General features: G+C 64.1%; 21 protein-coding genes and 1 pseudogene. 10 read left to right on the forward strand and 12 right to left on the reverse strand.

Translation table 11 applies throughout. From position 1 onward, the window contains the following. The first annotated feature begins 102 nt into the window (after positions 1-102). The gene (locus IVA81_RS22855; protein WP_247322105.1) at positions 103-828 is read left to right on the forward strand and encodes a GGDEF domain-containing protein; all 726 of its coding nucleotides are present in this window, start codon (positions 103-105) and stop codon (positions 826-828) included. Between the two features lie 60 nt (positions 829-888). On the opposite strand, the gene IVA81_RS22860 is transcribed toward IVA81_RS22855, so the two are convergent. From IVA81_RS22860 to IVA81_RS22870, 3 genes are all read right to left on the reverse strand, one after another. Then, positions 889-1,140 carry a hypothetical protein gene (locus IVA81_RS22860; protein WP_247322107.1) on the reverse strand — a complete coding sequence of 84 codons (252 nt, stop codon included), beginning with the start codon at positions 1,138-1,140 and terminating at the stop codon, positions 889-891. 22 nt (positions 1,141-1,162) lie between these two features. Continuing rightward, positions 1,163-1,381 (reverse strand): hypothetical protein, encoded by a 219-nt coding sequence (locus tag IVA81_RS22865; RefSeq protein ID WP_247322108.1) that lies wholly within the window; start codon positions 1,379-1,381, stop codon positions 1,163-1,165. Between the two features lie 121 nt (positions 1,382-1,502). Then, positions 1,503-1,709, reverse strand: a complete 207-nt coding sequence (locus tag IVA81_RS22870) for a DUF465 domain-containing protein (protein WP_008546179.1) — start codon at positions 1,707-1,709, stop codon at positions 1,503-1,505. Positions 1,710-2,038: 329 nt separating this feature from the next. Between IVA81_RS22870 and IVA81_RS22875 the strand changes: the two genes are divergently transcribed. Then, entirely contained in the window at positions 2,039-2,218 is a 180-nt protein-coding gene (locus tag IVA81_RS22875) for a DUF465 domain-containing protein (RefSeq protein WP_026201910.1), read from the forward strand. Positions 2,219-2,326: 108 nt separating this feature from the next. On the opposite strand, the gene IVA81_RS22880 is transcribed toward IVA81_RS22875, so the two are convergent. Then, entirely contained in the window at positions 2,327-3,430 is a 1,104-nt protein-coding gene (locus IVA81_RS22880; RefSeq protein ID WP_247322109.1) for an NAD(P)/FAD-dependent oxidoreductase, read from the reverse strand. Positions 3,431-3,632: 202 nt separating this feature from the next. On the opposite strand from IVA81_RS22880, the gene IVA81_RS22885 reads away from it, so the two are divergent. Together IVA81_RS22885 and IVA81_RS22890 are read left to right on the forward strand one after the other, a co-directional pair. Then, positions 3,633-6,320, forward strand: coding sequence for an EAL domain-containing protein (locus tag IVA81_RS22885; RefSeq protein WP_247322110.1), 2,688 nt, complete (start codon positions 3,633-3,635; stop codon positions 6,318-6,320). 138 nt (positions 6,321-6,458) lie between these two features. Then, complete coding sequence (locus IVA81_RS22890; protein ID WP_247322111.1) at positions 6,459-7,919, forward strand: glycerol-3-phosphate dehydrogenase; 1,461 nt, start codon at positions 6,459-6,461, stop codon at positions 7,917-7,919. Here the strand turns inward: IVA81_RS22890 and IVA81_RS22895 are convergent. Both IVA81_RS22895 and IVA81_RS22900 read right to left on the reverse strand, forming a co-directional pair. Further along, a pseudogene (locus IVA81_RS22895) lies at positions 7,916-8,176 on the reverse strand (type II toxin-antitoxin system RelE/ParE family toxin); the annotation flags it as partial. The gene IVA81_RS22890 and the pseudogene IVA81_RS22895 sit on opposite strands and share 4 nt — an antisense overlap. Before the next feature lie 29 nt (positions 8,177-8,205). Further along, positions 8,206-8,436 (reverse strand): hypothetical protein, encoded by a 231-nt coding sequence (locus tag IVA81_RS22900; RefSeq protein ID WP_247322113.1) that lies wholly within the window; start codon positions 8,434-8,436, stop codon positions 8,206-8,208. A gap of 122 nt (positions 8,437-8,558) precedes the next feature. Here IVA81_RS22900 and IVA81_RS22905 point away from each other — a divergent pair, with 122 nt between their 5' ends. From IVA81_RS22905 to IVA81_RS22915, 3 genes are read left to right on the forward strand one after another with little or no spacing between them, the layout of a single operon-like run. After that, complete coding sequence (locus IVA81_RS22905; protein WP_247322116.1) at positions 8,559-9,731, forward strand: ABC transporter ATP-binding protein; 1,173 nt, start codon at positions 8,559-8,561, stop codon at positions 9,729-9,731. Continuing rightward, entirely contained in the window at positions 9,728-10,642 is a 915-nt protein-coding gene (locus IVA81_RS22910) for an ABC transporter permease (RefSeq protein WP_247322118.1), read from the forward strand. The genes IVA81_RS22905 and IVA81_RS22910 overlap by 4 nt, the downstream gene beginning before the upstream one ends. 4 nt (positions 10,643-10,646) lie before the next feature. Further along, the gene (locus IVA81_RS22915; protein WP_247322121.1) at positions 10,647-11,459 is read left to right on the forward strand and encodes an ABC transporter permease subunit; all 813 of its coding nucleotides are present in this window, start codon (positions 10,647-10,649) and stop codon (positions 11,457-11,459) included. Here the strand turns inward: IVA81_RS22915 and IVA81_RS22920 are convergent. The 5 genes from IVA81_RS22920 to IVA81_RS22940 form a co-directional block, all read right to left on the reverse strand. Then, positions 11,392-12,384 (reverse strand): hypothetical protein, encoded by a 993-nt coding sequence (locus tag IVA81_RS22920; protein WP_247322123.1) that lies wholly within the window; start codon positions 12,382-12,384, stop codon positions 11,392-11,394. The genes IVA81_RS22915 and IVA81_RS22920 overlap by 68 nt on opposite strands. A gap of 115 nt (positions 12,385-12,499) precedes the next feature. Further along, complete coding sequence (locus IVA81_RS22925; RefSeq protein WP_246925092.1) at positions 12,500-13,351, reverse strand: carbohydrate ABC transporter permease; 852 nt, start codon at positions 13,349-13,351, stop codon at positions 12,500-12,502. Then, the gene (locus IVA81_RS22930) at positions 13,348-14,220 is read right to left on the reverse strand and encodes a sugar ABC transporter permease (protein ID WP_247322125.1); all 873 of its coding nucleotides are present in this window, start codon (positions 14,218-14,220) and stop codon (positions 13,348-13,350) included. The genes IVA81_RS22925 and IVA81_RS22930 overlap by 4 nt, the downstream gene beginning before the upstream one ends. A 94-nt stretch (positions 14,221-14,314) precedes the next feature. Then, a complete protein-coding gene (locus tag IVA81_RS22935; protein ID WP_246925095.1) occupies positions 14,315-15,700 on the reverse strand; it encodes an ABC transporter substrate-binding protein in 1,386 nt (461 codons plus the stop codon). A gap of 206 nt (positions 15,701-15,906) precedes the next feature. Continuing rightward, positions 15,907-17,799 carry an AsmA family protein gene (locus tag IVA81_RS22940; protein WP_247322330.1) on the reverse strand — a complete coding sequence of 631 codons (1,893 nt, stop codon included), beginning with the start codon at positions 17,797-17,799 and terminating at the stop codon, positions 15,907-15,909. Positions 17,800-18,086: 287 nt separating this feature from the next. On the opposite strand from IVA81_RS22940, the gene IVA81_RS22945 reads away from it, so the two are divergent. The 3 genes from IVA81_RS22945 to IVA81_RS22955 all read left to right on the forward strand — a co-directional run bounded on the left by IVA81_RS22945 (position 18,087) and on the right by IVA81_RS22955 (position 20,177). After that, positions 18,087-18,794 carry a CoA transferase subunit A gene (locus tag IVA81_RS22945; protein ID WP_247322127.1) on the forward strand — a complete coding sequence of 236 codons (708 nt, stop codon included), beginning with the start codon at positions 18,087-18,089 and terminating at the stop codon, positions 18,792-18,794. Between the two features lie 73 nt (positions 18,795-18,867). Then, entirely contained in the window at positions 18,868-19,518 is a 651-nt protein-coding gene (locus IVA81_RS22950; RefSeq protein ID WP_247322129.1) for a 3-oxoacid CoA-transferase subunit B, read from the forward strand. Positions 19,519-19,541: 23 nt separating this feature from the next. Continuing rightward, positions 19,542-20,177: a GNAT family N-acetyltransferase gene (locus IVA81_RS22955; protein WP_247322132.1), complete on the forward strand. Its 636-nt coding sequence runs from the start codon at positions 19,542-19,544 to the stop codon at positions 20,175-20,177. A gap of 102 nt (positions 20,178-20,279) precedes the next feature. On the opposite strand, the gene IVA81_RS22960 is transcribed toward IVA81_RS22955, so the two are convergent. Next, a complete protein-coding gene (locus tag IVA81_RS22960; protein WP_247322134.1) occupies positions 20,280-21,155 on the reverse strand; it encodes an SUMF1/EgtB/PvdO family nonheme iron enzyme in 876 nt (291 codons plus the stop codon). Positions 21,156-21,189 lie beyond the last annotated feature (34 nt).

The following is a 21,189-nucleotide window of genomic DNA, read 5'->3' on the forward strand; positions in this document are numbered from 1 at the left end:
TTAACGGTTCCGGCCGGCGGCTCGCAAGGCGGTGGCAAGGAGAAGGGAATCCACTATCCTGTCTTGGTGAATCCCCGCAAGCCTTCATTGAGCAGGATGCCCATGAAGAAACCAAAAAGGGCGAGCGCTGCGAAGGCCAAAAAGGGCCGGAAGACCAGCGCCGGCCGATCCAAAGCCGCACCAAAGCGGCTGACCAAGCGTCCGGCGAAGCCGCCGCGGCGCCGCCCGCCGGGCAATGATGGAGCCCAGGAAACTCTCAGGACGACGATCCGGGGCTTGCGGACCAAGCTCAAGGAGACGCAGCGCCGGGTCGCGGAACTGGAAGCTGCGGCCGACACCGATTTCCTGCTCGAGATCCCCAACCGGCGCGGCTTCGAGCGCGAGCTCGCGCGCGCCATCGCCTACATGAAGCGCTACCGCGCCAGTGGGGCGCTGATCGTGCTCGACGTCGATCGGTTGAAGCCGATCAACGATTCGTTCGGTCATGGCGCCGGCGACGAGGTGCTCAAGGCGATTGTCGCCACGCTGACACGGCAGGTCCGTGCTTCCGATGTGGTCGGCCGGCTCGGGGGCGACGAGTTCGCGCTGCTGCTCTGGAATCTCAGCGAGACCGACGCCAAGGCGAAGGCGGCCGCCTTTGAGCAGGCGGTCGACGAATTGTCCTTTGTCTTTCGCGGCCAGCACGTGACGGCGGGCGCCTCCGCAGGGGTCGCGCTGCTGGGGGCGCAGTCCGACGCAGGCCGCGCCCTGGAGGAGGCGGACGCCGCCATGTATGTGCGCAAGGCGCACCGGCGGCACGAGCCGCAGATCAGGCTGGTCAGCAGTTAGAGCATGATCCGGAAAGGTGTGAAGCGGTTTTCCGAAGAGATCATGCTCAAACACTAAACCTTACAGCGTGGCGAGATCTTCGGGCACGTTGCCGAATTTGCGCAGCAGCGTGGCGTCGCCGAATTCGCCGGTCATGGGATCACCGCTACGGCTGAAGGCGACCGCGCCGATATGGCCTGCACCCCGCGATAAGAGCTCGGCGCGCCGCAATGCGGCCGTCGAGCTCTGGCATTCTTCCGCTGCGCCTGCGACAGGCGAGCCGTCGGCATCGATCAAAAAGGGCATTGCAACGTAATAGGTCACGTCCGACATGGCGTTGCTCCAATGTTGAAACTCAGGCGGCGCTGCTCTTGCTCCGCATCTTGCTGCGCGAGGTGTCCGGAATGCAGCCGGCGGAAATCGCCGCCTGCAATTCCTCCAGCTCGGCTTCCAGATATTCGTTGGCCATGATCAGCGCCTTGATGGTGCTCCGCAGATTGCCGTCGCACATCGCGATCGCCTGATCGCAGGCCTGTTCATAGTGGCTGTTGTCGAGAAGGGCGGTTGGCGACATCTGCGTTGTCCTGTTGTCCTTGGGCGTTTCCTGGGGGCGGCGGGGCGCTCAAATGTTCCTATTTTGTTCTTTTCGAGTCAAGCGGATTCATGGCGAGCCACTGCGCGAAGCGGCTCACGGATCAGGCGATGATGTCCGGGGTAATCTGGTCTTCGATGAACGCGATGCGGTCCCGCAACAACAGCTTGCGCTTCTTCAACCGCTGCAACCGCAACAGGTCCGGGGCGGGCGATTGATGCAGTGCATCGATCGCCGCATCGAGATCTCGGTGTTCCTGCTGCAACCGGGTGAGCTCGGCTTCGAGCTCACGCTCGTCTTCATTGGTCATGTCTGCGGTGGCCGAAAACCGATAGGCGTGAGACTAAGGCTGTGGATGCCCTGTGGAAATTATCGTCCTTGCGCGGCGTGATCGCAAGCGATCTGCAACCCTCGCTCGCCGATCTCCCGCAACATATTTCTGTGGGGCGCTGAGGTATCGCGCAAGCGCATTGATATCATGGATTTTTCCCGCGCGGTTCCTTTACTCACGCTTCGTTACATATGAATTTTCAAAAATGAAGCTGCGACGACGGATATCCATCGACAGAACGAATCGGTGATGTAGACTTGCTTGTCCGGATCGAATCCTGAGGTTCAACCCTACCGAGGAGGTTTCGAATGACAATTCAGGCACATCTCGTTGAATTGGAGCGGAAGCACAAACTTCTCGAAAACGAATTGCACGAAGCTCTCGTGCACCTTTCAACAGACGACCTGCAAATTGTTGAGTTGAAGCGCCGGAAGTTGATGGTCAAGGACCAGATCGAGCGTCTCAGGCACGGCGACACGCTCCACTAGTAACCCCCGTAACAGCGTAGAGTTGATCTTACCCTTGTCCGCAGGGATGAGAGCCTTTGCGCTCATCCCTGCAGCAGCGTGCGCACCGTGCAAAGATGTTTGCGCGGTTTAAGTGCTTGCGAGCTCGGCGACGTGATCGGCGATCGCGAGCGACGACGTCAGCCCCGGCGATTCGATGCCGAACAGGTTGACCAGGCCTGCGACGCCGTGATCGCGTGGGCCCTGCATCAGGAAGTCCTGCGTCGCGACCGCAGGCGGTACGATCTTCGGCCGGATGCCCGAATAGCTTGGCATCAACGCGCCGTCAGGCAGTGTCGGCCAGTATTTGCGGATCGCCGGATAGAAGCGCTCGGCGCGTGACGGGTCGACCTCGTAATTGATCGTCTCGATCCACTCGACGTCGGGGCCGAAGCGCGCTTGTCCCGCCATGTCCAGCGTCAGATGCACTCCTAACCCGCCGGGTTCGGGCACCGGGTAGATCAGGCGCGAGAACGGCGCCTTGGCATTGCAGCTGAAGTAATTTCCCTTGGCGAGATAGGCCGGCGGAATCCGCTCCAGCGGCATGCCGTCGATGTTGCGTGCCACATTCGTCGCCGAGAGCCCCGCGGCGTTGACGAGGAGGCTGCATTGCAGCGTCATTGGCGCCTCGCCGCCGGCTTCGATTTCGATGAGGCCGTTCGCCGCCTTGGCGCGGATCAGCGGGGTGTGAAACGCGAAGGCCGCGCCTGATGCCTCGGCTTCGCCGCGCAGCGAGAGCATGTAGGCGTGGCTGTCGATGATGCCCGTTGACGGCGACAGCAGTGCGGCGTCGCAGGCGAGCGCCGGCTCCAGCGCGCGTGCCGCCTCGCCCGTGAGCAGCTGCATGTCGAGCACGCCATTGGCCTCGGCATGTGCCTTGATCGATTGCAGCTTCTCGGTCTCTTGCGGGCTGGTCGCGACGATCAGCTTGCCGCAATTCCTGTGCGGGATGCCGTGCTCGGCACAGTAGCGGTAGAGCGCGTGCTTGCCGTCGACGCACATGCGCGCCATCCAGCTCCCGGCGCGGTAATAGATGCCGGCATGGATCACCTCACTGTTGCGCGAGGAGGTGATGGTGCCGATCGCCTCGGCCTCCTCGAGCACGATGACCTCGCGCCCGGCCTGCGCCAGCTTTCGGGCCACCGCGAGCCCGACCACGCCGGCTCCGATGACGACGCAATCGACCCTATCCATGGTTGTGCAGGATGTTCGCTGGAAGCGCCGGTGGCATCAGGCCTGGGAGGAATGGCGCGGGGTCATTTTCCGTTAAGGAAGAATTTATCATGTCAGGGCAATTGCCGTATTTCACGTCACATTTTTCTGTTGCGCGTACAGGCGTTTACCCGATCCAAACCCGTGAAGCCAGACAATCCGACGTTGAAATCGCGGGTGGCTGATGGCTGAGAAGAACTGGCACGAGGGCAGCACGCTTCTGATTGCTGTGCAGGCCGTCGTGTGCCTGGCCGGCACGGTTGCGCCCGCGCGCGCCTTTGCGCTGTCGGACAGCTTTGCCGCGCCGAGCTATCTCGGCCAGTTGGATCCCAACGTGGTCTGGGAAGTCCTGATCGCGGGCATCGTCGTCTGCGCCTTCCTCGCCGCGATCGTGCTGTGGATCCATTCCTCGCTGCGCCGGACCAGGCGTTTGCAATTGCGGCGCAACGCCTTCGTCTCCTCCGCCATGAACAATCTCAACCAGGGCGTGGTGATGACGGATGCGCAGCGACGCATCATCTTCTGCAACGACCGCTATCTCGAGCTTTACGGCCTGACGCGGTTGGATCTCTGGGCCGACATGAACGGCTACGAGCTCCTCGAGCTGCGACGCAAGCGCGGCGTGCTGGGGGGCGTCTCCGACGGCGAGTTCTACGAAAAGGCGGCGAGCCCCAACGGTTTGATCACCGAACTGCCTGATGGCCGCGCCGTCCTGGTGAAATATTTCGTGCTGCCGAACGGCGGCTCGGTGGCGACGCATCTGGACGTCAGCGACCAGCGCAAGCTGTCGCGACAGCTCGCCTCGACCAAGCAGTTCCTCGAAACGGTGCTGGACAACGTGCCGGCCTGCGTGGCGGCGAAGAACATCGAGGACGGCCGCTATATCTTCGCCAACAGCGCCTATGAGCGGTTCTGGGGGTTCTCGCGCGATTATGTCGTCGGCAAGAATGCGCGCGAGCTGTTCGCGTCCGGCTCGGCGGCCACCATCGAGACGACTGACCGGGCGGCGCTCAATTCGCCCGACGGGCAATTCCGCAACGAATTCGAGGTCGATCGTGGCGGCGAGCGGCGCATGGTCGCCTCGATCCGGATCGTGGTCCGCAACGAGAACGACAAGCCCGAATTCCTGATGCTGGTGTTCGAGGACATCACTGACCGCCGCTCCCTGTCGAAGGAGCTGGAGAGCGCCAAGAAGTTCCTCGATCTGGTGGTCGACAACATCCCGGTGGCGCTGATCGTCGAGCAGGTCAAGGACGGCCGCTATCTGCTCGCCAATCGCAGCGCGGAGACGATCCTCAACCGCCGGCGCGAGGAGGCCACGGGCCTGACCGCGTCCGACATCTTCAATCACAAAGAAGCCAAGCTGATCATCGCGCGCGACGAGGCCGCGATCAAGAAACGCGGGATGATCAGCGAGGAGCATCCGATCTCCACCAAGGATGGCCTGCGGCTGTTCCTGACCCGCCGCGCCACCGTGCTCAATGATGCCGGCGAGCCGCAATATCTGATCAAGACCCACGAGGACGTCACCGACCGCCGGCAGACCGAGTCGCGCATGGCGCACATGGCCTATCACGACGGCCTCACCGATTTGCCGAACCGCGCCGCCTTCCTTCAGGCACTGACCCAGATGATCGAAGCCTGCGAAGGCACCGGCGAGGAGTTCGCCGTCCTCTGTGTCGACCTCGACGGCCTCAAGGAGGTCAACGACGTCTTCGGCCATGCGCTCGGCGACAAGCTTCTGATCCAGGTGGCCCAGCGGCTTCAGGATTCCGCCCGTGGCGGCGTGGTGGCGCGCCTGTCCGGCGACGAATTCGGCCTCATCATCGACGGCAAGCAGCCGGACGCGGGCCTTGCGCTGGCCCAGCAGCTCGGCGAGGCCGTCGCGAAGGAATTCCAGATCGACGGCCGGGCGGTCCGCGCCGGCGCCACCACGGGCATGGCGGTCTTCCCGCACAATGGCAGCGATGGCGCCTCGCTGCTCGCCAATGCGGGTGCGGCGCTGTTCCGCGCCAAGCAGAAGTCCCGCGGCACGATCAGCCTCTACCAGCCGGAGATGGACCAGCAGATCCGCGATCGCCGCGTGCTGCACCAGGATCTGTCGATGGCGATCAAGAACGGCGAGCTCTCGCTCGCCTTCCAGCCGCAGGGGGCAGCGGGCCACAGCGTCGCCGAGAGCGACATCATCGGCTTCGAGGCGCTGGCGCGCTGGCAGCATCCGGTGCGCGGCCAGGTCTCGCCGGCCGAATTCATCCCGATCGCCGAAGAGAGCGGCCTGATCGTCGAGATGGGCGAGTGGATCCTGCGCGAGGCCTGCCGCGAGGCTGCGTCCTGGCCGAAGCCGCTCCAGGTCGCGGTCAATCTGTCGCCGGCGCAGTTCATGCACGGCGACGTGGTTGGCCTCGTCCATTCGATCCTGATCGAAACCGGCCTTGCACCCGGACGGCTCGAGCTTGAGATCACCGAGGGTGTTTTGATCGAAGATTTCGATCGCGGCCTTGCGCTACTGCGCCGCCTGAAGGCGCTCGGCGTGCGGATCTCCATGGACGATTTCGGCAGCGGCTACTCCTCGCTGAGCTATCTCCAGGCGTTCCCGTTCGACAAGATCAAGATCGACCGCGCCTTCATCATCAATCTCGGCCGCAACCCGCAGTCGGCTGCGATCGTCCGCGCGGTGATCGATCTCGGCCACGGCCTCGACATGTCGATCATCGCCGAGGGCGTCGAGACGGTCGAGCAACTCGCCTTCCTGGCCAAGGAGGGCTGTGACGGCGTGCAGGGCTATCTGCTCGGCAAGCCCTTGCCGATCGGGAAATATGCCGGGCTCGTCGGTCGCGCTGAAGTCATGGAGCTCGCGCTCAAGACCGGCTAGAGCGTTGTCGAGCGAAGTGGATACCGGTTCGCGTCAAGAAAACGCGTCAAAACAAGAATCTAGAGCCCCGTTCCGATTTCATCGGAACGGAAATGGCTCTAGTGATGATGGGGCGCTTCGCTCCTTCTCGACGGCTTCATGGCGGATTACGACCTTGCGATCATCGGCGGCGGCCTGAACGGTGTCAGCCTCGCGCGCGATGCGGCCGGGCGCGGCCTGCGGGTGATCCTGTTCGAGCAGAGCGATCTCGGCGGCGCGGCGTCGTCGGCGACACCGCGTCTGATCCACGGCGATCTGTCGGTGCTGGAGCGGCGCGGGTTCCGGCGCGTGCACCGGGCGCTGGCCGAGCGCCGTGTCTGGCTCCGGATCGCGCCGCATCTGGTCCGGCCGATGCGCTTCGTGATCCCCGCGCATGCCGAGGAGCGTCCGCCATGGCTGCTGCGTGCCGGCCTGTTCCTCTATGACAGCCTCACCAGCCGCAGCGGACTGCCTGCAACGGCGACCCTCGACATCACCCATCATCCGGTCGGCAACGCGCTGAAGCGCCCGTTCGGCACGGCGTTCGAATATTCGGACTGCGTCGTCGACGATTCCCGCCTGGTGGTGCTCACGGCGCTCGATGCCGCCGAACGCGGCGCTGCGATCCGGACCGGGGCGCGCTGCGTGCGTGCCGATCGAACCGACACCTGGCGTCTCGCGGTGATCGATCGTGGCCATCGCCGCACGATCACGGCCCGGGCGCTCGCCAACACCACCGGGGGCTGGACGTCGATGGTCGCGGAGACGGTACTGCGCCAGCCGCAGCCCGCAATGGCGGCGATGCAGATGAGCCAGATCATCGTGCCCAAGCTGTTCGATTCAGACAACGTCTACGTCTTCCAGAACAGCGATGGACGATTGATCTTCGCATCCCCCTTCGAGCGGGAGTTCACGCTGATCGGCACGGTCACGCATGATTTCACCGGCGATCCCGCAATCGTCGCGATGCGAGGGGCTGATGTGACCTATCTCTGCGAGGCGGCCAGCCGCTATTTCCGCGAGCGCGTCACCCCGACCGACGTGGTCCGGACGGTCTCCGGCGTCAACTTGACGCCGGCGTCCGCACGGCGAGGTGACGGCACGACCCTATTCCACGCCCGCCGGCGCAAGGCGCCGTTGATCACCATGTTCGGCGGCGACGTCACCACCTCGCGCCTGCGCGCGGAGCGGGCGGTGACGAAGCTGACGCCGTTCTATCCGATGTCGCCGCGCTGGACCGCCGGCGCAGCGCTGCCAGGCGGAGATTTTGTCTGGGACCATTTCGACACCCAAGTCGACCTCGCCCGCGACCGCTGGCGCTTTCTTGGGGAGACGCAGGCCCAGCGCCTGGTCGCAGCCTACGGCTCGCGATTGCCCGCGGTGCTCGGCGAGGCGAAGACGCGTGTCGAGCTCGGCCCCGCCTTCGGCCCCGAGCTGACCGGCGCCGAAGTGCGTTATCTCATGACCCGCGAATGGGCGCGCTTTCCGGATGACGTTCTATGGCGCCGTTCCAAGCTCGGCCTGACCATGCCGGCCACGGACCGTGATGCTCTGGCAACGTTCATGGCAGGTGTGAACTAGATCGAGCCGTGCATCCCGCCGGGATCGCGGGCGCCATGACGGATGGCGTGGATGATAATCTCCTCGCTCCCTATCTCGTAGAAGACGAGAGATGGGTAGGGCGTCGTGGTTAGCCTTCGAATGTCCGGATCATCGGTCCGTAGACCGATCTCGGGATGCGCCAGCAATAGATCGATCACGTGCTGAATGCGCTTTTGGACGCGCGCCGCTCCCTGAGGCGACGCTTCGGCAATGTAGGTCAGGATAGAATCGAGGTCGGCGAGCGCCGGAAGCGTTTACCGAATATTCACAGGCCGTGTTTGGCCCAAGTCGCGCGGACCTGAGCCTCGGTTGCGAATTCCCCTCGCGCAGCGGCCTCCTTGGATGCAGCAATTGCCGATCTCTCATCATCCGAGAGGATGACGGGCGAGGCTGCTTCTGCGCCGGCGAGCTGGAGCACGATCCGGGCAATATCGTCCTGCGCGTCGGCAGGCAGACTGCGTGCGATCTCCAGGGCCTGATCCAGCAACTTGGTCATGTCTGTATCATACGCTTTTTGGCGTCCGGCATGAAGGCCAATTTGGGACGATCGGCCTCGAACCGGTTGAGCTAGGGACGATCGGCCGCTAGCGTGCGGCGGATTCGGGGTTGGCAGGAAACATGACGGACGAGTTGCCCAGAACAGACGTCACGGCCAATGCAGCCGCCGGAGATACGCCTCCCGCCGCCGGTCAGCCGCTGCTGCGCATCGAGGGCGTTGCCAAGACCTTTGGAACATTCCGCGCCGTGGACAGCGTCTCGCTCGACATCAAGGCCGGCGAGTTCTTCGCGCTGCTTGGTCCCAGCGGCTGCGGCAAGACCACGCTCTTGCGCATGCTTGCCGGCTTCGAGGCGCCGGACGAGGGGCGTATCCTGCTCGGCGGCAAGGACATCGCGCAGGCGCTGCCGCACCAGCGTCCGGTCAACATGATGTTCCAGAATTACGCGCTGTTTCCGCATCTGTCGGTGCGCGACAACATCGCCTTCGGCCTGAAGCGCGCAGGTCTGGTGCGCGCCGATATCGCCACGCGCGTGGCCGAGATGGTTGCGCTGGTGAAGCTCGAAGGACTGGAGAAGCGCAAGCCCGACCATCTCTCCGGCGGCCAGCGCCAGCGTGTCGCGCTGGCGCGCGCGCTGGCACGGCGGCCGCAGCTCCTGCTCCTCGACGAGCCGCTGGCTGCGCTCGACAAGAAGCTGCGCGAAAGCACGCAAGCCGAGCTGATGGAGCTGCAGCGCCGGCTCGGCACGACCTTCATCATCGTCACCCACGACCAGGAGGAGGCGATGACGATGGCGAGCCGGATCGGCGTGATGAAATCAGGCAAGCTGGCCCAGGTCGCTGCGCCGCGCGAACTTTATGAGGCGCCGCGCTCGCGCTGGATCGCCGAGTTCGTCGGCGACGTCAATGTGTTCGACGGCGAGTTCAAGCTGCGTGACGGTCATCGCCTGGTGATTGCCACGCGCGATGCCGGCACGCTGGTAACGGCCGAGCCGCGCGAGCCCGTTGGCGAGACGAAATTGTCGGTCGCGATCCGGCCCGAGAAGGTCAAGCTCTCGCGCCGCGGGCCGGTGTCCGAGGCCGGTCGTGAAATGGCGATCAACAGTCTGGATGGCGTGATCGCCGACATCTGCTATCTCGGCGGCACCACCACCTACAAGGTGAAGCTCGACGCCGGCGGAACGATGCAAGCTTCAGTCGTCAACAGCGCGCGCCTCGACGTCGATGCCTACAGCGTGAACCAGAACGTCGTTGCCTGGTTCACACCGGACGACTGCGTGGTGCTGCAATCATGAGCTCCCGTCGTATCTTCGCGCGGCCGGCGCGCTTTGCCGCGATCGCGCCCTACCTCTGGATGATGCTGTTCTTCCTGGTGCCGTTCGCCTTCGTGCTGAAGATCAGCCTATCGCAGACGGCGATTGCGCAGCCGCCCTACGATCCGGTGTTCGACCTGACGGCGGGATGGGACGCGCTGAAGACGGCCCTTGCCGCGTTGTCGATCGACAATTTCAGGCTGTTGATCTCAGACGACATCTACGTGTTCGCTTACGTGCGCAGCCTCACCGTCGCCGTCACGGCGACTGCGCTGTTGCTGTTGATCGGCTATCCCATCGCCTATGGCATGGCGCGGCTGCCGAAGAGTTGGCAGGCGGTGGCGATGGTGCTGGTGATCGTGCCGTTCTGGACCTCGTTCCTGATCCGCATCTATGCCTGGATCAACATCCTCCAGCACGACGGCCTGCTCAACCAGATCCTGCTGGCGCTGCATCTGGTCAGCCAGCCTGTGGTGTGGCTCTCAACCGACAGCGCGATGTATATCGGCATCGTCTATTCCTATTTGCCGTTCATGATCCTGCCGCTCTACGCCACGCTCGCCAAGATGGAGCCGGCGTTGGAAGAAGCTGCCGGTGACCTCGGCGCGCCGCCCTGGCAGGTGTTCTGGCTCGTCACCTTCCCGCTGTCGCTGCCCGGCGTCGGCGCCGGTGTGCTGCTGTGCTTTATTCCCATCGTCGGCGAATTCGTCATTCCGGACCTTCTTGCCGGCTCCAACGCGCTGATGATCGGCCAGACCCTCTGGCTCGAGTTTTTCACCAACAAGGACTGGCCGGTCGCGTCCGCGGCGGCCATCGTGCTGCTGGTGGTGCTGCTGGTGCCGCTATTGCTGTATGAGCGGCTGCAGAAGCGGCAGCTGGAACAGGGGCGCTGAGACAATGCGCAAGGTCTCCCGCCTCTCCCGCTTCAACATCGCCTCGCTCACGCTGGGGCTGGCGTTCCTTTACCTGCCGATCCTCATCCTCGTCATCTATTCCTTCAACGCCTCGCGGCTGGTGACGGTGTGGGGCGGCTGGTCGCTGCGCTGGTACCACGAGTTCTTCAATGACCGCGCCATGATCGAGGCGGCCTGGATGAGCCTGCGGGTTGCGGTCTCCTCCGCCACCATCGCCACGCTGCTCGGCACGCTCGCGGCGGTCGCGCTATCCCGCGGCGAGCGGTTTCGCGGCCGGACGCTGTTTTCCGGCACGCTCTATGCGCCGCTGGTGATGCCGGAGGTGATCACGGGATTGTCGCTGCTGCTGCTGTTCGTCGCGCTGAACGCCGAGCGTGGCTTCTGGACCGTGACGATCGCCCACACTACGCTGACGATGTGCTTCGTCGCGGTGGTCGTGCAGTCCCGGCTCGGCTCGCTCGATCGTTCGCTGGAGGAGGCCGCGATGGACCTTGGCTGTGACCCGGTCCGCGCGTTCGTCGCCGTCACTCTGCCGCTGATCGCGCCGGCCATCGTCGCGGGCTGGATGCTGGCGTTCACGCTGTCGCTGGACGATCTCGTTATCGCGAGCTTTACCACCGGCCCTGGCTCCGCCACGCTGCCGATCCGGATCTATTCGGAGGTGCGGCTGGGCGTGAAGCCCGAGATCAACGCGATCTGCACGCTGGTGATCGCACTGATCGCGATTGTCATCGTGATCGCTTCGCTCGCCTCGAAGCTGTCGAGCTCGCGGGGCGAGAGCGCAGCGCCGCTGTAGCCGTTCGTCCGGCGAACCGCGCGCGGGTTGCATCCTGGACCACGGCGCCGAGCTGGCGCAGCGCGAGGCTGTTGAGCGGAAACTCGAGCAGGATGTGGATCAAGCTCAGCGCGAGCAGGAAGGTGAAGCCGAACGCGTAGTCGTAGAAATAGAGCGCGGTGGACGCCGCGCTGGCGGCTGCCATGGCCGCCAGCCGCGCCTTCGGCACTGCGGTCCAGCGGATCACGTCGGCTTTGATGAACCAGTTGAGGTAGTGGTAGGTGTAGACGAAGGCGAGAAGGCTGGTCAGCCTTGTGTCGAGCACGAGGCCTGGCACGCCGAACAGCCGGCCCAGGGCGGGGCCGACATTGCCAAAATAGTCCTGCCCGACGCGGGCAAAGCTCGCGATCCGGATTTCGGCGGCCGGCGGCAGCAACAGGATCGTGGCGATCGCGACGAGGTAGAGCACCACCAGCGCGGCCTGTGCGCGGCTGCCGGACCTGTAAGCGCCGAGCACCATGAAGATCAGCGTGAACAGCGAGACGTGGATGAGCGTTGGAATCAGGATGCCGATGACGGCGAGCGACGATCCGCTTGAATACATGATTGCGGACAGGGCCATCGCCACCATGAACAGCAGCATGCTCTCGATCGCAGAGGTGGTAGCCGCCAGCATGGCGCAGACGACCAGCGCGCCCCACATCGCAAAGCCGAACCACGAGGCGTTGTCGATCAGCGCCGCGACCACCGCGATGATCGCGAGGGCGGCCGCAATCCCGCGATGAGGCAGATAGTAGCTGCGGTCGTGCAGCCACGAGATCTCGGTGAAATAGTGCGCCGGGCCGAGCACGACATAGGCCAGCAGCAACAGCTCGAACGGCACCAGGTAGGCCGTCGCGAGCGCCAGCAGCATCAGGCCGAGATGGATCGCGTCGTTGCTGCGCATGATGCCGTGCCCCATCATTTGGGGCACGGAGCTTAGGGCAGGCGTGGACAATCCTCAATTGTCCACGTTGTCGCTTGAGCGCTGTGCTTGTGGCGACCCTTTGCGTCCTGTCGCGTCAGGATTTCACCGCACCCGCCGTGAGCCCGCCCACCATGTAGCGGCGGAAGGCGTAGTAGACCGCGGCCGGCGGCAGCGCGTAGATGAAGCCGGTGGTCATCAGTAGCTCCCAGGGCGAATCGTCGGCGGCGAGGAAATTGCCGAGCGCGACGGGGAGGGTGATCTCGCGGTCGTTGGAGAGCAGCAGGAACGCGTAGAGATATTCGTTCCAGGCCAGCAGCACCGCATAGGTGCCGATCGCGACCAGCGAGGGCATCATCAGCGGCAGGTAGACCAGACGGAAGATCTGGAGCGTCGTCGCGCCGTCCATGACGGCGGCCTCGTCCAGCTCGACCGGCAGCTTGTCGGAGGCCTGCTTGAGCACCCAGATCGCGTAGGGGCTGGCGATCGTCACCATGGCCAGGATCAGCGACCAGTGATTGTTGAGCAGGCCGTAATTGCCCATGGTCCGGTACATCGGCACGGCGAGGAACGCCGCCGGGATGAAATAGGTGAATAGCGCGAGGTTGAGCACCACGCGTCCGCCCGGCACCTTCAGCCGCGAGATCGAAAATGCCGCCGCCGTGGCGATGAACAGCGTCAACGCGCCGACGGCCGCCGCGATCACCACCGAATTCCAGAACTGCACGTAGAAATCGCGCAGGAAGTAGTGCTGCTGCTTGAACACGATCTCGAAATTATGCAGCGTCGGGTGATCCGGCCACAGCTTGCCCGAGAACGCGTCCTCCTTCGGAGAGATCGCGAACAGGAACATGTGATAGATCGGGATCATCGTCCACAGGAAGACGGGAATGCCGATCAGCAGGAGCCGCGCTTCGGTCCCGACTTCGCGCAAGGAGGGGAGCTTCATCGGGACAACCGTTTCATCATGAAGTACACCAGCGGCAGGACGAATGGCATCGCGCAGACGATGGATGCCATCGCCAACGAGAGCTGGTCGAGCCGGAGATAGCGGATGCCGAGCGTCGCCAGCACGTGCGTGAGGTCGGCAGGTCCCCCGCCGGTGAGCAGATAGACGCTGTTGAAGTCGCCCAGCGTCCAGATCATCGAGAGCAGCGTGCAGGTGACGTAGAGCGTCTGCATCGACGGCCAGGTGATGTAGCGGAACTTCTGCCACCAGCTCGCGCCGTCCACCTCGGCGGCCTCGAACAGATCGTGCGAGATCGCAAGGCGGCCGGTGATCAGGATCAGCGTCCAGAACGGCAGCGACTTCCAGATGTGCACGCCGATCGCCATGCTGAGCGCCACGGTCGGATCGTTCAGCCAGTTCGGGCCGTCATCGCCGGTGAAGGAGAAGATGAGGTGGTTGATCACGCCCCATTCGGGATTGAGCATGAAGCGCACCGACAGGATGGTCGGGATCGATGGCACCGCCCAGGGCAGGATGAAGATCACCGAGAGCCATTTGATCCAGGGGCGCTGCACGGCGAAGAAGCCGGACAGGAACAGCGCGATCAGCATCTTGATGTTGATGCCGATGACCAGGAAGATCAGCGTGTTGATCGCGGCGCGTGCGAAGATCGGGTCGTTGTAGAGGGCGACATAGTTTGCCGGAGCGCGCGCCAGCCACAGCCCGTAGCAGACGGGATAGACCACGAAGGCAAGGAAAACGAGCAAATAGGGCGCGAGCAGCACGATGCCCCAGACCTGCGCCGGGGTCAGCCGCGACGACAGGGGCGGGCCGGGGATTGCCTGATCGCCAGAGAGCGTGATCGCCATTCTTTTCGGACTCTTCAAAGAGAAGCCGGCCGCAAAACGCGGCCGGTATTGTTCTTACACCTCTCCCCGCAGAGCGGGGAGAGGGGCAGATGATTTAACCCGCGACCTGCTTGATGCGGGCGATCAGTTCGTCGACGGCCTTGTCGACCGGAACCTTCTCGCTGACGACGCGGTTCATCGCCTTCGCCCACACGTTTTCGTTGTTGAGGATCGTGAACTTCCAGTTCTTGGTGAAGTCGAACGCCGCGGTGCCGCCCTTGAACTGCGTGTAGACGGCCTTGCGGTGCTTGTCAGCCTGCCAGAACGGGCTTTCCTGGCTTTCCTTCGTCACCGGGAACCAGCGGCCGAGCGCACCCTCGATGTAGGGACGGACGTTCTCTTCCTGGAGCAGGAAGCTGATGAACTGCTTGGCCTCGGCCTTGTTCTTGGCCGCGGTGAAGACCAGCCCGGTCTTGACGTCGGAGCGGTAGCGGATGGTCGAACCATCAGGCCCCTTGGGGAAGGACGCCGTGATGATATCCTGCTCATAGGCCTTCTTGCCGGCCTCGCGCTGCTCTGGCGTCAGTGCCTGGTTCGAGGAATCCTCAAACCACTTCGCCGCGATGGAGATCGTGAAGTTGTGGGTCATCACGATGGTCTTGTTGTGGAAGGCGACGTTGTTGTCCGGATCCTTCCAGGTCGTCGAGGACGGCGGCGTGCAGCCCTTGATGTAGGTGTCGGTGTAATCCTTCATCGCCTTGATCAGGTTCTCGCGAACCGTGGGATCGTCCACCGTGAGCTTGCCGTCATCGTCGACCAGCTTGACGTGATAGGCGTCCATGAAGGTGTAGAACGACTGGAAAGCGTCGGTCGATTCCACGCCCATCGGCTGGCCGACGGCATAGATGCGCTGGCCGGTGGCCTTGCGGATCGCCGGCTGCACCTTGTCGCACCAGAACGTCCAGTAGCCCGTCCAGTCGTTCGGGATATCGGCCTGCTTGAAGCCCGCCTTCTCCAGCATGTCGTTCCAGATCTGGACGTGCATGCTCTGCTGCTTCAGCGGAAAGCCGTAATAGGCCTTCTTCTTGGCGACGTCGTTATAGAGGATCGACGCATCGAGCGTGTTCTGCACGAACCGGCCCTTGATCGGCTCCATGACGTCGGAGAGATCCTCGAGCTTGCCCTCATAGGCCCACTTGCCCTGCGCCTGGACGTCATAGGAATCGGAATAGGCGACATCGGGCACGGTGCCGGCATCGAGCGCGGCGACCGTCTTCGGAATCATGTCCTGGATCGCGTATTGCGACAGTTCGACCTTGATGCCGGTCTTGGCTTCGAACTTCTTGATCGTCTCGATCAGTGCGTCGTCTTCGGAGCGGTAGAAGCCCTTGCCCCACCAGACCGTGATCGTCTTCTGCTGCGCAAATGCGGGTGCAGCGGCTGCAAACAGCCCGGCCGCAGCGACCGCCAGTGATACTGCGCCAATAACCTTGGATTTCACGTTTTTCTCCCTCAAACGGCCGGTGTTTTTAACCGGTCGTATAAAACACTAGCGCATGGCGATAGTCCGATCTAGCGGCATGTTGTCAGACCTAGGTCGTGGGTGTCGGCCTGTGGAGATGCCTAACGCGTGCATCGATCCAATCGCCGCATCAATTCGCCCTGATCAATTCGCGATCGTGGAGCAGCGGCAGAGGAACGCGATCCTCAGTTGGACTTCGCATTCTCCTTGGCATTCTCCGCCGTCGGCGATCCATCCTGCGCGGGGCGCTTTCCGCCCCCGGTAATGCGCTGCTTCAGGAGATCGAGGAAGGGAGACGCCGCAGGCGATTGTCGGATCAGGCTTTCAGGGTCGGGAAAAACCAGCGGATCGTCCCAGGGGCCCTGTACCATGAAGGGCAATTGAAAGCCGGACGTCGTATTGAGGCTCGCCACGCCCTTCATGTCGTATTCGCGCGTCGGCACCGAGGCGGTGCCGGTCAGCGTGATCTTGGCCGCGGGCCCTTCGATGCGGATGTCCTCGGCGGTGGCGATCCCGTCGGAGAATTTCACCGCGATGGTGAGATTGTTGTATGGCGTCGAACCGCTGCGGAAATTGCCGCCGCCCGACAGCGGCCGCCGCTCGAGGCGCTTCAGGAGCTGTTCGGCGTTGAAGCCCGAGATCGCGCCGTCATGCCCGGTGACGGTGGCGCTGCCGTCGAGCGACTGCACGAGGCCGAACGGGCTTGAGCCCGAGGCGAACAGCGACACGTTGATGTTGCCGCGGCCGGACAGCTTGTTGAGGCCGAACAGTTCGGTGGCGCAGGCCTGGAGATCGACATCGGTGAACTGGAATTGCGCCTTGATGTCGGCGACGGTGTCGGAGCGCGCGATGCCGAACGAGCCCTTGGCGATCCCGCCATAGATCTGCGCCTCGCCGACCGAGAGCGCCAGCGTGCCGTTGCGCAAATTGGCGCCGATCGCGGTGCGGCCGAGCTTGGTCGACCCGACCGTCAGCTTTGCTGCCGACAGGCGCATGTCGAGGTCGGTGGTCGACAATCCGTTGAGATCGAACAGCTGCCTGTTCCAGTCGCGTGCGCCGCTCGCGAGCAGGCGGAAGGTGGAGATATAAGGCGTGAAGTCGAGCGCGTCGGCGGCAAGCGTCGCCTGCAGCGTCTGCCGGCCGTTATTGGCGTAGGTCATGACGCCCTCGGCGGCGTTGCCGTCGAGCTCGACATTGACATTGGTGAGCGCGATCGAGGCCCCGACGACGTTGGCGCGCGCCTTCAGCACGAAGCGGCCGAAGCCGCCGCTGGCGGGCTGCGGCTGCCCGGTCCAGCGCAGCGCGTTGCGCAACGAGGGACTGTCGACCGTGAGCGTGCCTTCCATCATCGGGCTGGTGCGGTTGGCGACGCTGCCGTCGAAGGCGAGCTTGAGGGGTGCGCTGGCGATCCGCGCCTTCAAACCCGAGCGCTCGCCGGAGAGGGCGGCGGCGAAATCGGAGAAACTGATCGTGCCGTCGACGCGCTCGCCGCGCCAGTCGAACTGTCCGGTCGCGGCGAAGGAACGCGAGATCGAGGGCCAGGCCAGCGACAGGTCGATGTCGTCGAACCGCTCGGTGGCGTGCGTGGCGGCGTCCTCGTAATCGAGCACGCCGTCCTGGAGTCGGATTTCGGAGAACGAGATCTGGTTCTCGGCCCCGGGCTTCATGGTGCGCGCGATGGTCTGGATGAAGGGCGTCCAGTTGCTCTCGCCGTCCGGCTTCAGGCTGACATGGATGCGCGGCCGCAGCAGCGTCAGGTCGGCGATCTCGAACCGTTGCAGCAGCAAGGGCAGCAGCCGCAGATTGGCGGTGAGCACGTCGACACGGAGCGCGGGATCGCTGGTGCCGCCGCCCTTGAGGCCGACGTCGCGGAAAGAGATGTAGCTTGCCGGCAGCAGCGAGATGTCGATGCTGCCTGCGACAGAGAGCTCGAGCCCGGTGACGTCACGGATCTGCGCTTCGACCGCCTTGCGCAGCGCGTCGCGGTTGATGAGCCAGGAGGTCGCGATCAGGGCGATCAGCGCCACGCCGAGCAGCGCCGCGATCGGCGTCCCGAGGCGCTTCATTCCTTGGGCCATGGTCAATGGCATGTCCTGATCGGGTTGGTCGCTGGAGCCAGAAGGGCGGGCCGGGAAACCTGCGTGCCCACGCCCAAGCCCTATTTTGTTAAGTCCCGCAACTTGATGGGTTTTCTTGTCGCTTTCAAGGCCGCGGACGGTTCTGCCCACGGCGTGGGCAGCTTCTATCACCCGGGCGCGGTGCGGAGAACCCCGTATCATTGACGGCTTTGGAGGATTTCGCCTAATAATCGCCGCCAATAGGGCGCGACGCCTCCAAGCCGAAGGTTCAGTCGAAGGTTTTTTGCATGAACAAGGTCTATCCCGACGCCAAGTCGGCTCTCGCCGGCATTCTGAAAGACAACATGATGCTCATGTCCGGGGGCTTCGGCCTCTGCGGCATCGCCGAAGAGCTGTCGGATGCGATCCGCGAGTCCGGCGTCAAGGGCCTGACGGTGGTCTCCAACAATGCCGGCGTCGACGGCATCGGGCTCAGCCGCCTCCTGGAAACCCGGCAGATCAAGAAGATGATCTCGTCCTATGTCGGCGAGAACAAGCTGTTCGCCCAGCAATTCCTCGCCGGCGAGCTGGAACTCGAATTCAATCCGCAGGGCACGCTGGCCGAGCGCATCCGCGCGGGCGGCGCCGGCATCCCGGCCTTCTACACCAAGACCGGCGTCGGCACGCTGATCGCCGAAGGCAAGGAAGTGAAGGAGTTCGACGGCGAGAAGTACCTGATGGAGCGCGGCTTGTTCGCCGACCTCGCCATCGTGCATGCCTGGAAGGGCGACACCGCCGGCAACCTCATCTACCGCAAGACCGCGCGTAACTTTAATCCGATGATGGCGACCGCTGCCAAGATCACGGTGGCCGAGGTCGAGCATCTGGTTCCGGCCGGTGAACTCAATCCCGACCACATCCACACGCCCGGCATTTTCGTGAAGCGCATCGTCGAGGTCGGCACGGCCAAGAAGCGCATCGAATTCCGCAACACCCGCCCGCGCACGGCAGCTTGAGCGCATGATCCGGAAAAGCGGACACCGGTTTTCCAACAAGATCATGCGCAACTAAGGATTACAGGAGACCAAGATGGCCTGGACCCGTGAACAAATGGCCGCGCGCGCCGCGAAGGAATTGCGCGACGGCTACTACGTCAATCTCGGCATCGGCATCCCGACGCTGGTCTCGAACTACATTCCGGATGGCGTCGACGTCAGCCTCCAGAGCGAGAACGGCATGCTCGGCATGGGACCGTTCCCCTATGAGGACGAGGTGGATGCCGATCTCATCAATGCCGGCAAGCAGACCGTGAGCGAACTGCCCTCGACCTCGTATTTCTCGAGCGCAGATTCCTTCGGCATGATCCGTGGCGGCCACATGGATCTGTCGATCCTCGGTGCCATGCAGGTGGCCCAGAACGGCGATCTCGCCAACTGGATGATCCCCGGCAAGATGGTCAAGGGCATGGGCGGCGCGATGGACCTCGTCGCCGGCGTCAAGCGCGTCGTCGTGGTGATGGAGCATTCGGCCAAGGACGGCGCCAAGCTCCTGAAGAAGTGCAACCTGCCGCTGACTGGCGAGCGCGTGGTCGACATGGTCGTCACCGATCTGGCCGTCTTCACCATCGACAAGCACGGAGACGGCGGCATGGCCTTGATCGAGCTCGCGGACGGCGTCTCGCTCGACGAGGTCAAGGCCAAGACCGAAGCCGAGTTCCGCGTCGCGCTGAAGAACACCTAGGGTCTTCGTAGAACGGGGCGCGCATGACGATACGGTCTGCGTGTCCCGAAGACGCCGATTTCATCGCACAAACCATCCTGTCGTCGCAGCGCGGCTACCGGCCGCGCGGATGGTTCGACGTCGCCCTCGGCTGGCCCGAACAGCAATGCCTCGGTTTCATCGCGCGCATCGCGGTCACGCATGCCGTGTCGATGTGGCATGTCTCGCAATTCCTGGTCGCCGAGGTCGACGGCAAGCCGGCCGCGGCGCTGTGCGCGTTGCCCGCAGCCGGTACGGGACCTGCGGCGTGGCGCGCGATCGAGGAAGTCGCAGCTGCGGCCGGGCTCGCCGCGCCAGAGCTCGAGGCGGTCCGGCGACGCGGCGCCTACACCCGAGTCTGCTGGGTTCAGGGCGGAGAGGGCGACTGGATGATCGAGCATGTCGCGACGGATCCCGCGCATCGCGGTCGCGGCCTGGTGCAGGCGCTGATCGCGCACGCGCTGGATAAGGGGCAAGCGGCGGGATTCGGACGGGCGACGATATCGTTCCTGATCGGCAACGACCCTGCCGAGCGTGCCTATGCCAAGGCCGGATTTGTTCTTGCGGAGGAGAAGCGCGATCCCGCCTTCGAGGCGTTGATCGGTGCGCCCGGCTTTCGCATGTTCGCGCGGGAGATTTGAGGTTTGGTAGCCCGGATGGAACGCAGCGCAATCCGGGGATCTCGCGAGCAGATGGTCTGATCCCGGATTGCGCTTCGCTCCATCCGGGCTACGCAAAGGCGGCTACGACCTCGCCCACACCTTGCCCCACCTTGCCGACACGCTCGCGACCCACGACGTCTCCTCGCGCACCAGGCGGAAGCCGAGATTGGCGGGCGGCACGCCCTGGGCGCAGCCGCCGGCGCGGGCATCGCGGATGAAATCGGTGACATAGGCGCGGTGCGTGCCCTCGGCGACACGCACGCCGCAGTTCACGGTCGGGCGGCCGGCATTGCCGGCCTCGTCGACACGCGAGCGCACGAAGCAGGTCGAGGTCCACTCCCAGACGTTGCCGGCGAGATCTTCGATGCCGTGCTCGTTCGGGCCGAACCTGCCGAACGGATAGGCCGTGGTGTCGGAGAGGTCGCGTTCGGATTCGCGCTCATAGCGGCTGATCCAGCGCTTTGAAGGATCGTCCGCATCGACGGCTACACCATCATCCCTGAATCTGGAGCCGGCCGCAAAGGCCCATTCCGCATCGCTCGGCAGGCGGTAATGGTGGCCCGTCTTGCGCGACAGCCAGCCCGCATAAGCCTCGGCGTCGTGCCAGTTCACCTGCACTGCGGGGCGATCGGGGGCGACCGCCACGTCGCGATCGAGCGCGCGGCAGGCGCCATCCTGCACGCAAAGCCGATAGTCGGATGACGAGACCTGATTTCGCATGATGTGCAGCGCCCGGTCGATGCGCATCGCGCGCAGCGGCGCTTCCGCCTGCTGCCCGCCGCGCGTGAAATCGCCGGCCTCGCGATAGGACAGGCTGCCCGGCGCGACCCTGACGATCGCGGGCTCAGCCGCCGTGCCGTGGACCGCTACGTTCGAGACCAGCGGCGCCAGCGCGATCGGCCCTGCGAGCCCGGCGGCGCAGGCGAGTGCCAGTTTGAGCTTGAATGCGATCAGCATGGTCATTCCCCGAAGGAAGAAGGGGCCGGTGATG

The sequence above is a fragment of the Bradyrhizobium sp. 141 genome (genome assembly GCF_023074055.1).
Lineage (GTDB): Bacteria > Pseudomonadota > Alphaproteobacteria > Rhizobiales > Xanthobacteraceae > Bradyrhizobium.

Excerpts from the sequence above, each read along its gene's own strand:
- IVA81_RS22880 (WP_247322109.1), bottom strand. The coding sequence starts at position 3,430 with ATGGATAGGGTCGATTGCGTCGTCATCGGAGCCGGCGTGGTCGGGCTC.
- IVA81_RS22915 (WP_247322121.1), top strand. The coding sequence starts at position 10,647 with ATGCGCAAGGTCTCCCGCCTCTCCCGCTTCAACATCGCCTCGCTCACG.
- IVA81_RS22890 (WP_247322111.1), top strand. The coding sequence starts at position 6,459 with ATGGCGGATTACGACCTTGCGATCATCGGCGGCGGCCTGAACGGTGTC.
- IVA81_RS22900 (WP_247322113.1), bottom strand. The coding sequence starts at position 8,436 with ATGACCAAGTTGCTGGATCAGGCCCTGGAGATCGCACGCAGTCTGCCT.
- IVA81_RS22860 (WP_247322107.1), bottom strand. The coding sequence starts at position 1,140 with ATGTCGGACGTGACCTATTACGTTGCAATGCCCTTTTTGATCGATGCC.
- IVA81_RS22905 (WP_247322116.1), top strand. The coding sequence starts at position 8,559 with ATGACGGACGAGTTGCCCAGAACAGACGTCACGGCCAATGCAGCCGCC.
- IVA81_RS22920 (WP_247322123.1), bottom strand. The coding sequence starts at position 12,384 with ATGCGCAGCAACGACGCGATCCATCTCGGCCTGATGCTGCTGGCGCTC.
- IVA81_RS22945 (WP_247322127.1), top strand. The coding sequence starts at position 18,087 with ATGAACAAGGTCTATCCCGACGCCAAGTCGGCTCTCGCCGGCATTCTG.
- IVA81_RS22870 (WP_008546179.1), bottom strand. The coding sequence starts at position 1,709 with ATGACCAATGAAGACGAGCGTGAGCTCGAAGCCGAGCTCACCCGGTTG.
- IVA81_RS22930 (WP_247322125.1), bottom strand. The coding sequence starts at position 14,220 with ATGGCGATCACGCTCTCTGGCGATCAGGCAATCCCCGGCCCGCCCCTG.
- IVA81_RS22950 (WP_247322129.1), top strand. The coding sequence starts at position 18,868 with ATGGCCTGGACCCGTGAACAAATGGCCGCGCGCGCCGCGAAGGAATTG.
- IVA81_RS22885 (WP_247322110.1), top strand. The coding sequence starts at position 3,633 with ATGGCTGAGAAGAACTGGCACGAGGGCAGCACGCTTCTGATTGCTGTG.
- IVA81_RS22910 (WP_247322118.1), top strand. The coding sequence starts at position 9,728 with ATGAGCTCCCGTCGTATCTTCGCGCGGCCGGCGCGCTTTGCCGCGATC.
- IVA81_RS22865 (WP_247322108.1), bottom strand. The coding sequence starts at position 1,381 with ATGTCGCCAACCGCCCTTCTCGACAACAGCCACTATGAACAGGCCTGC.
- IVA81_RS22940 (WP_247322330.1), bottom strand. The coding sequence starts at position 17,799 with ATGGCCCAAGGAATGAAGCGCCTCGGGACGCCGATCGCGGCGCTGCTC.
- IVA81_RS22960 (WP_247322134.1), bottom strand. The coding sequence starts at position 21,155 with ATGCTGATCGCATTCAAGCTCAAACTGGCACTCGCCTGCGCCGCCGGG.
- IVA81_RS22925 (WP_246925092.1), bottom strand. The coding sequence starts at position 13,351 with ATGAAGCTCCCCTCCTTGCGCGAAGTCGGGACCGAAGCGCGGCTCCTG.
- IVA81_RS22955 (WP_247322132.1), top strand. The coding sequence starts at position 19,542 with ATGACGATACGGTCTGCGTGTCCCGAAGACGCCGATTTCATCGCACAA.
- IVA81_RS22855 (WP_247322105.1), top strand. The coding sequence starts at position 103 with ATGAAGAAACCAAAAAGGGCGAGCGCTGCGAAGGCCAAAAAGGGCCGG.
- IVA81_RS22875 (WP_026201910.1), top strand. The coding sequence starts at position 2,039 with ATGACAATTCAGGCACATCTCGTTGAATTGGAGCGGAAGCACAAACTT.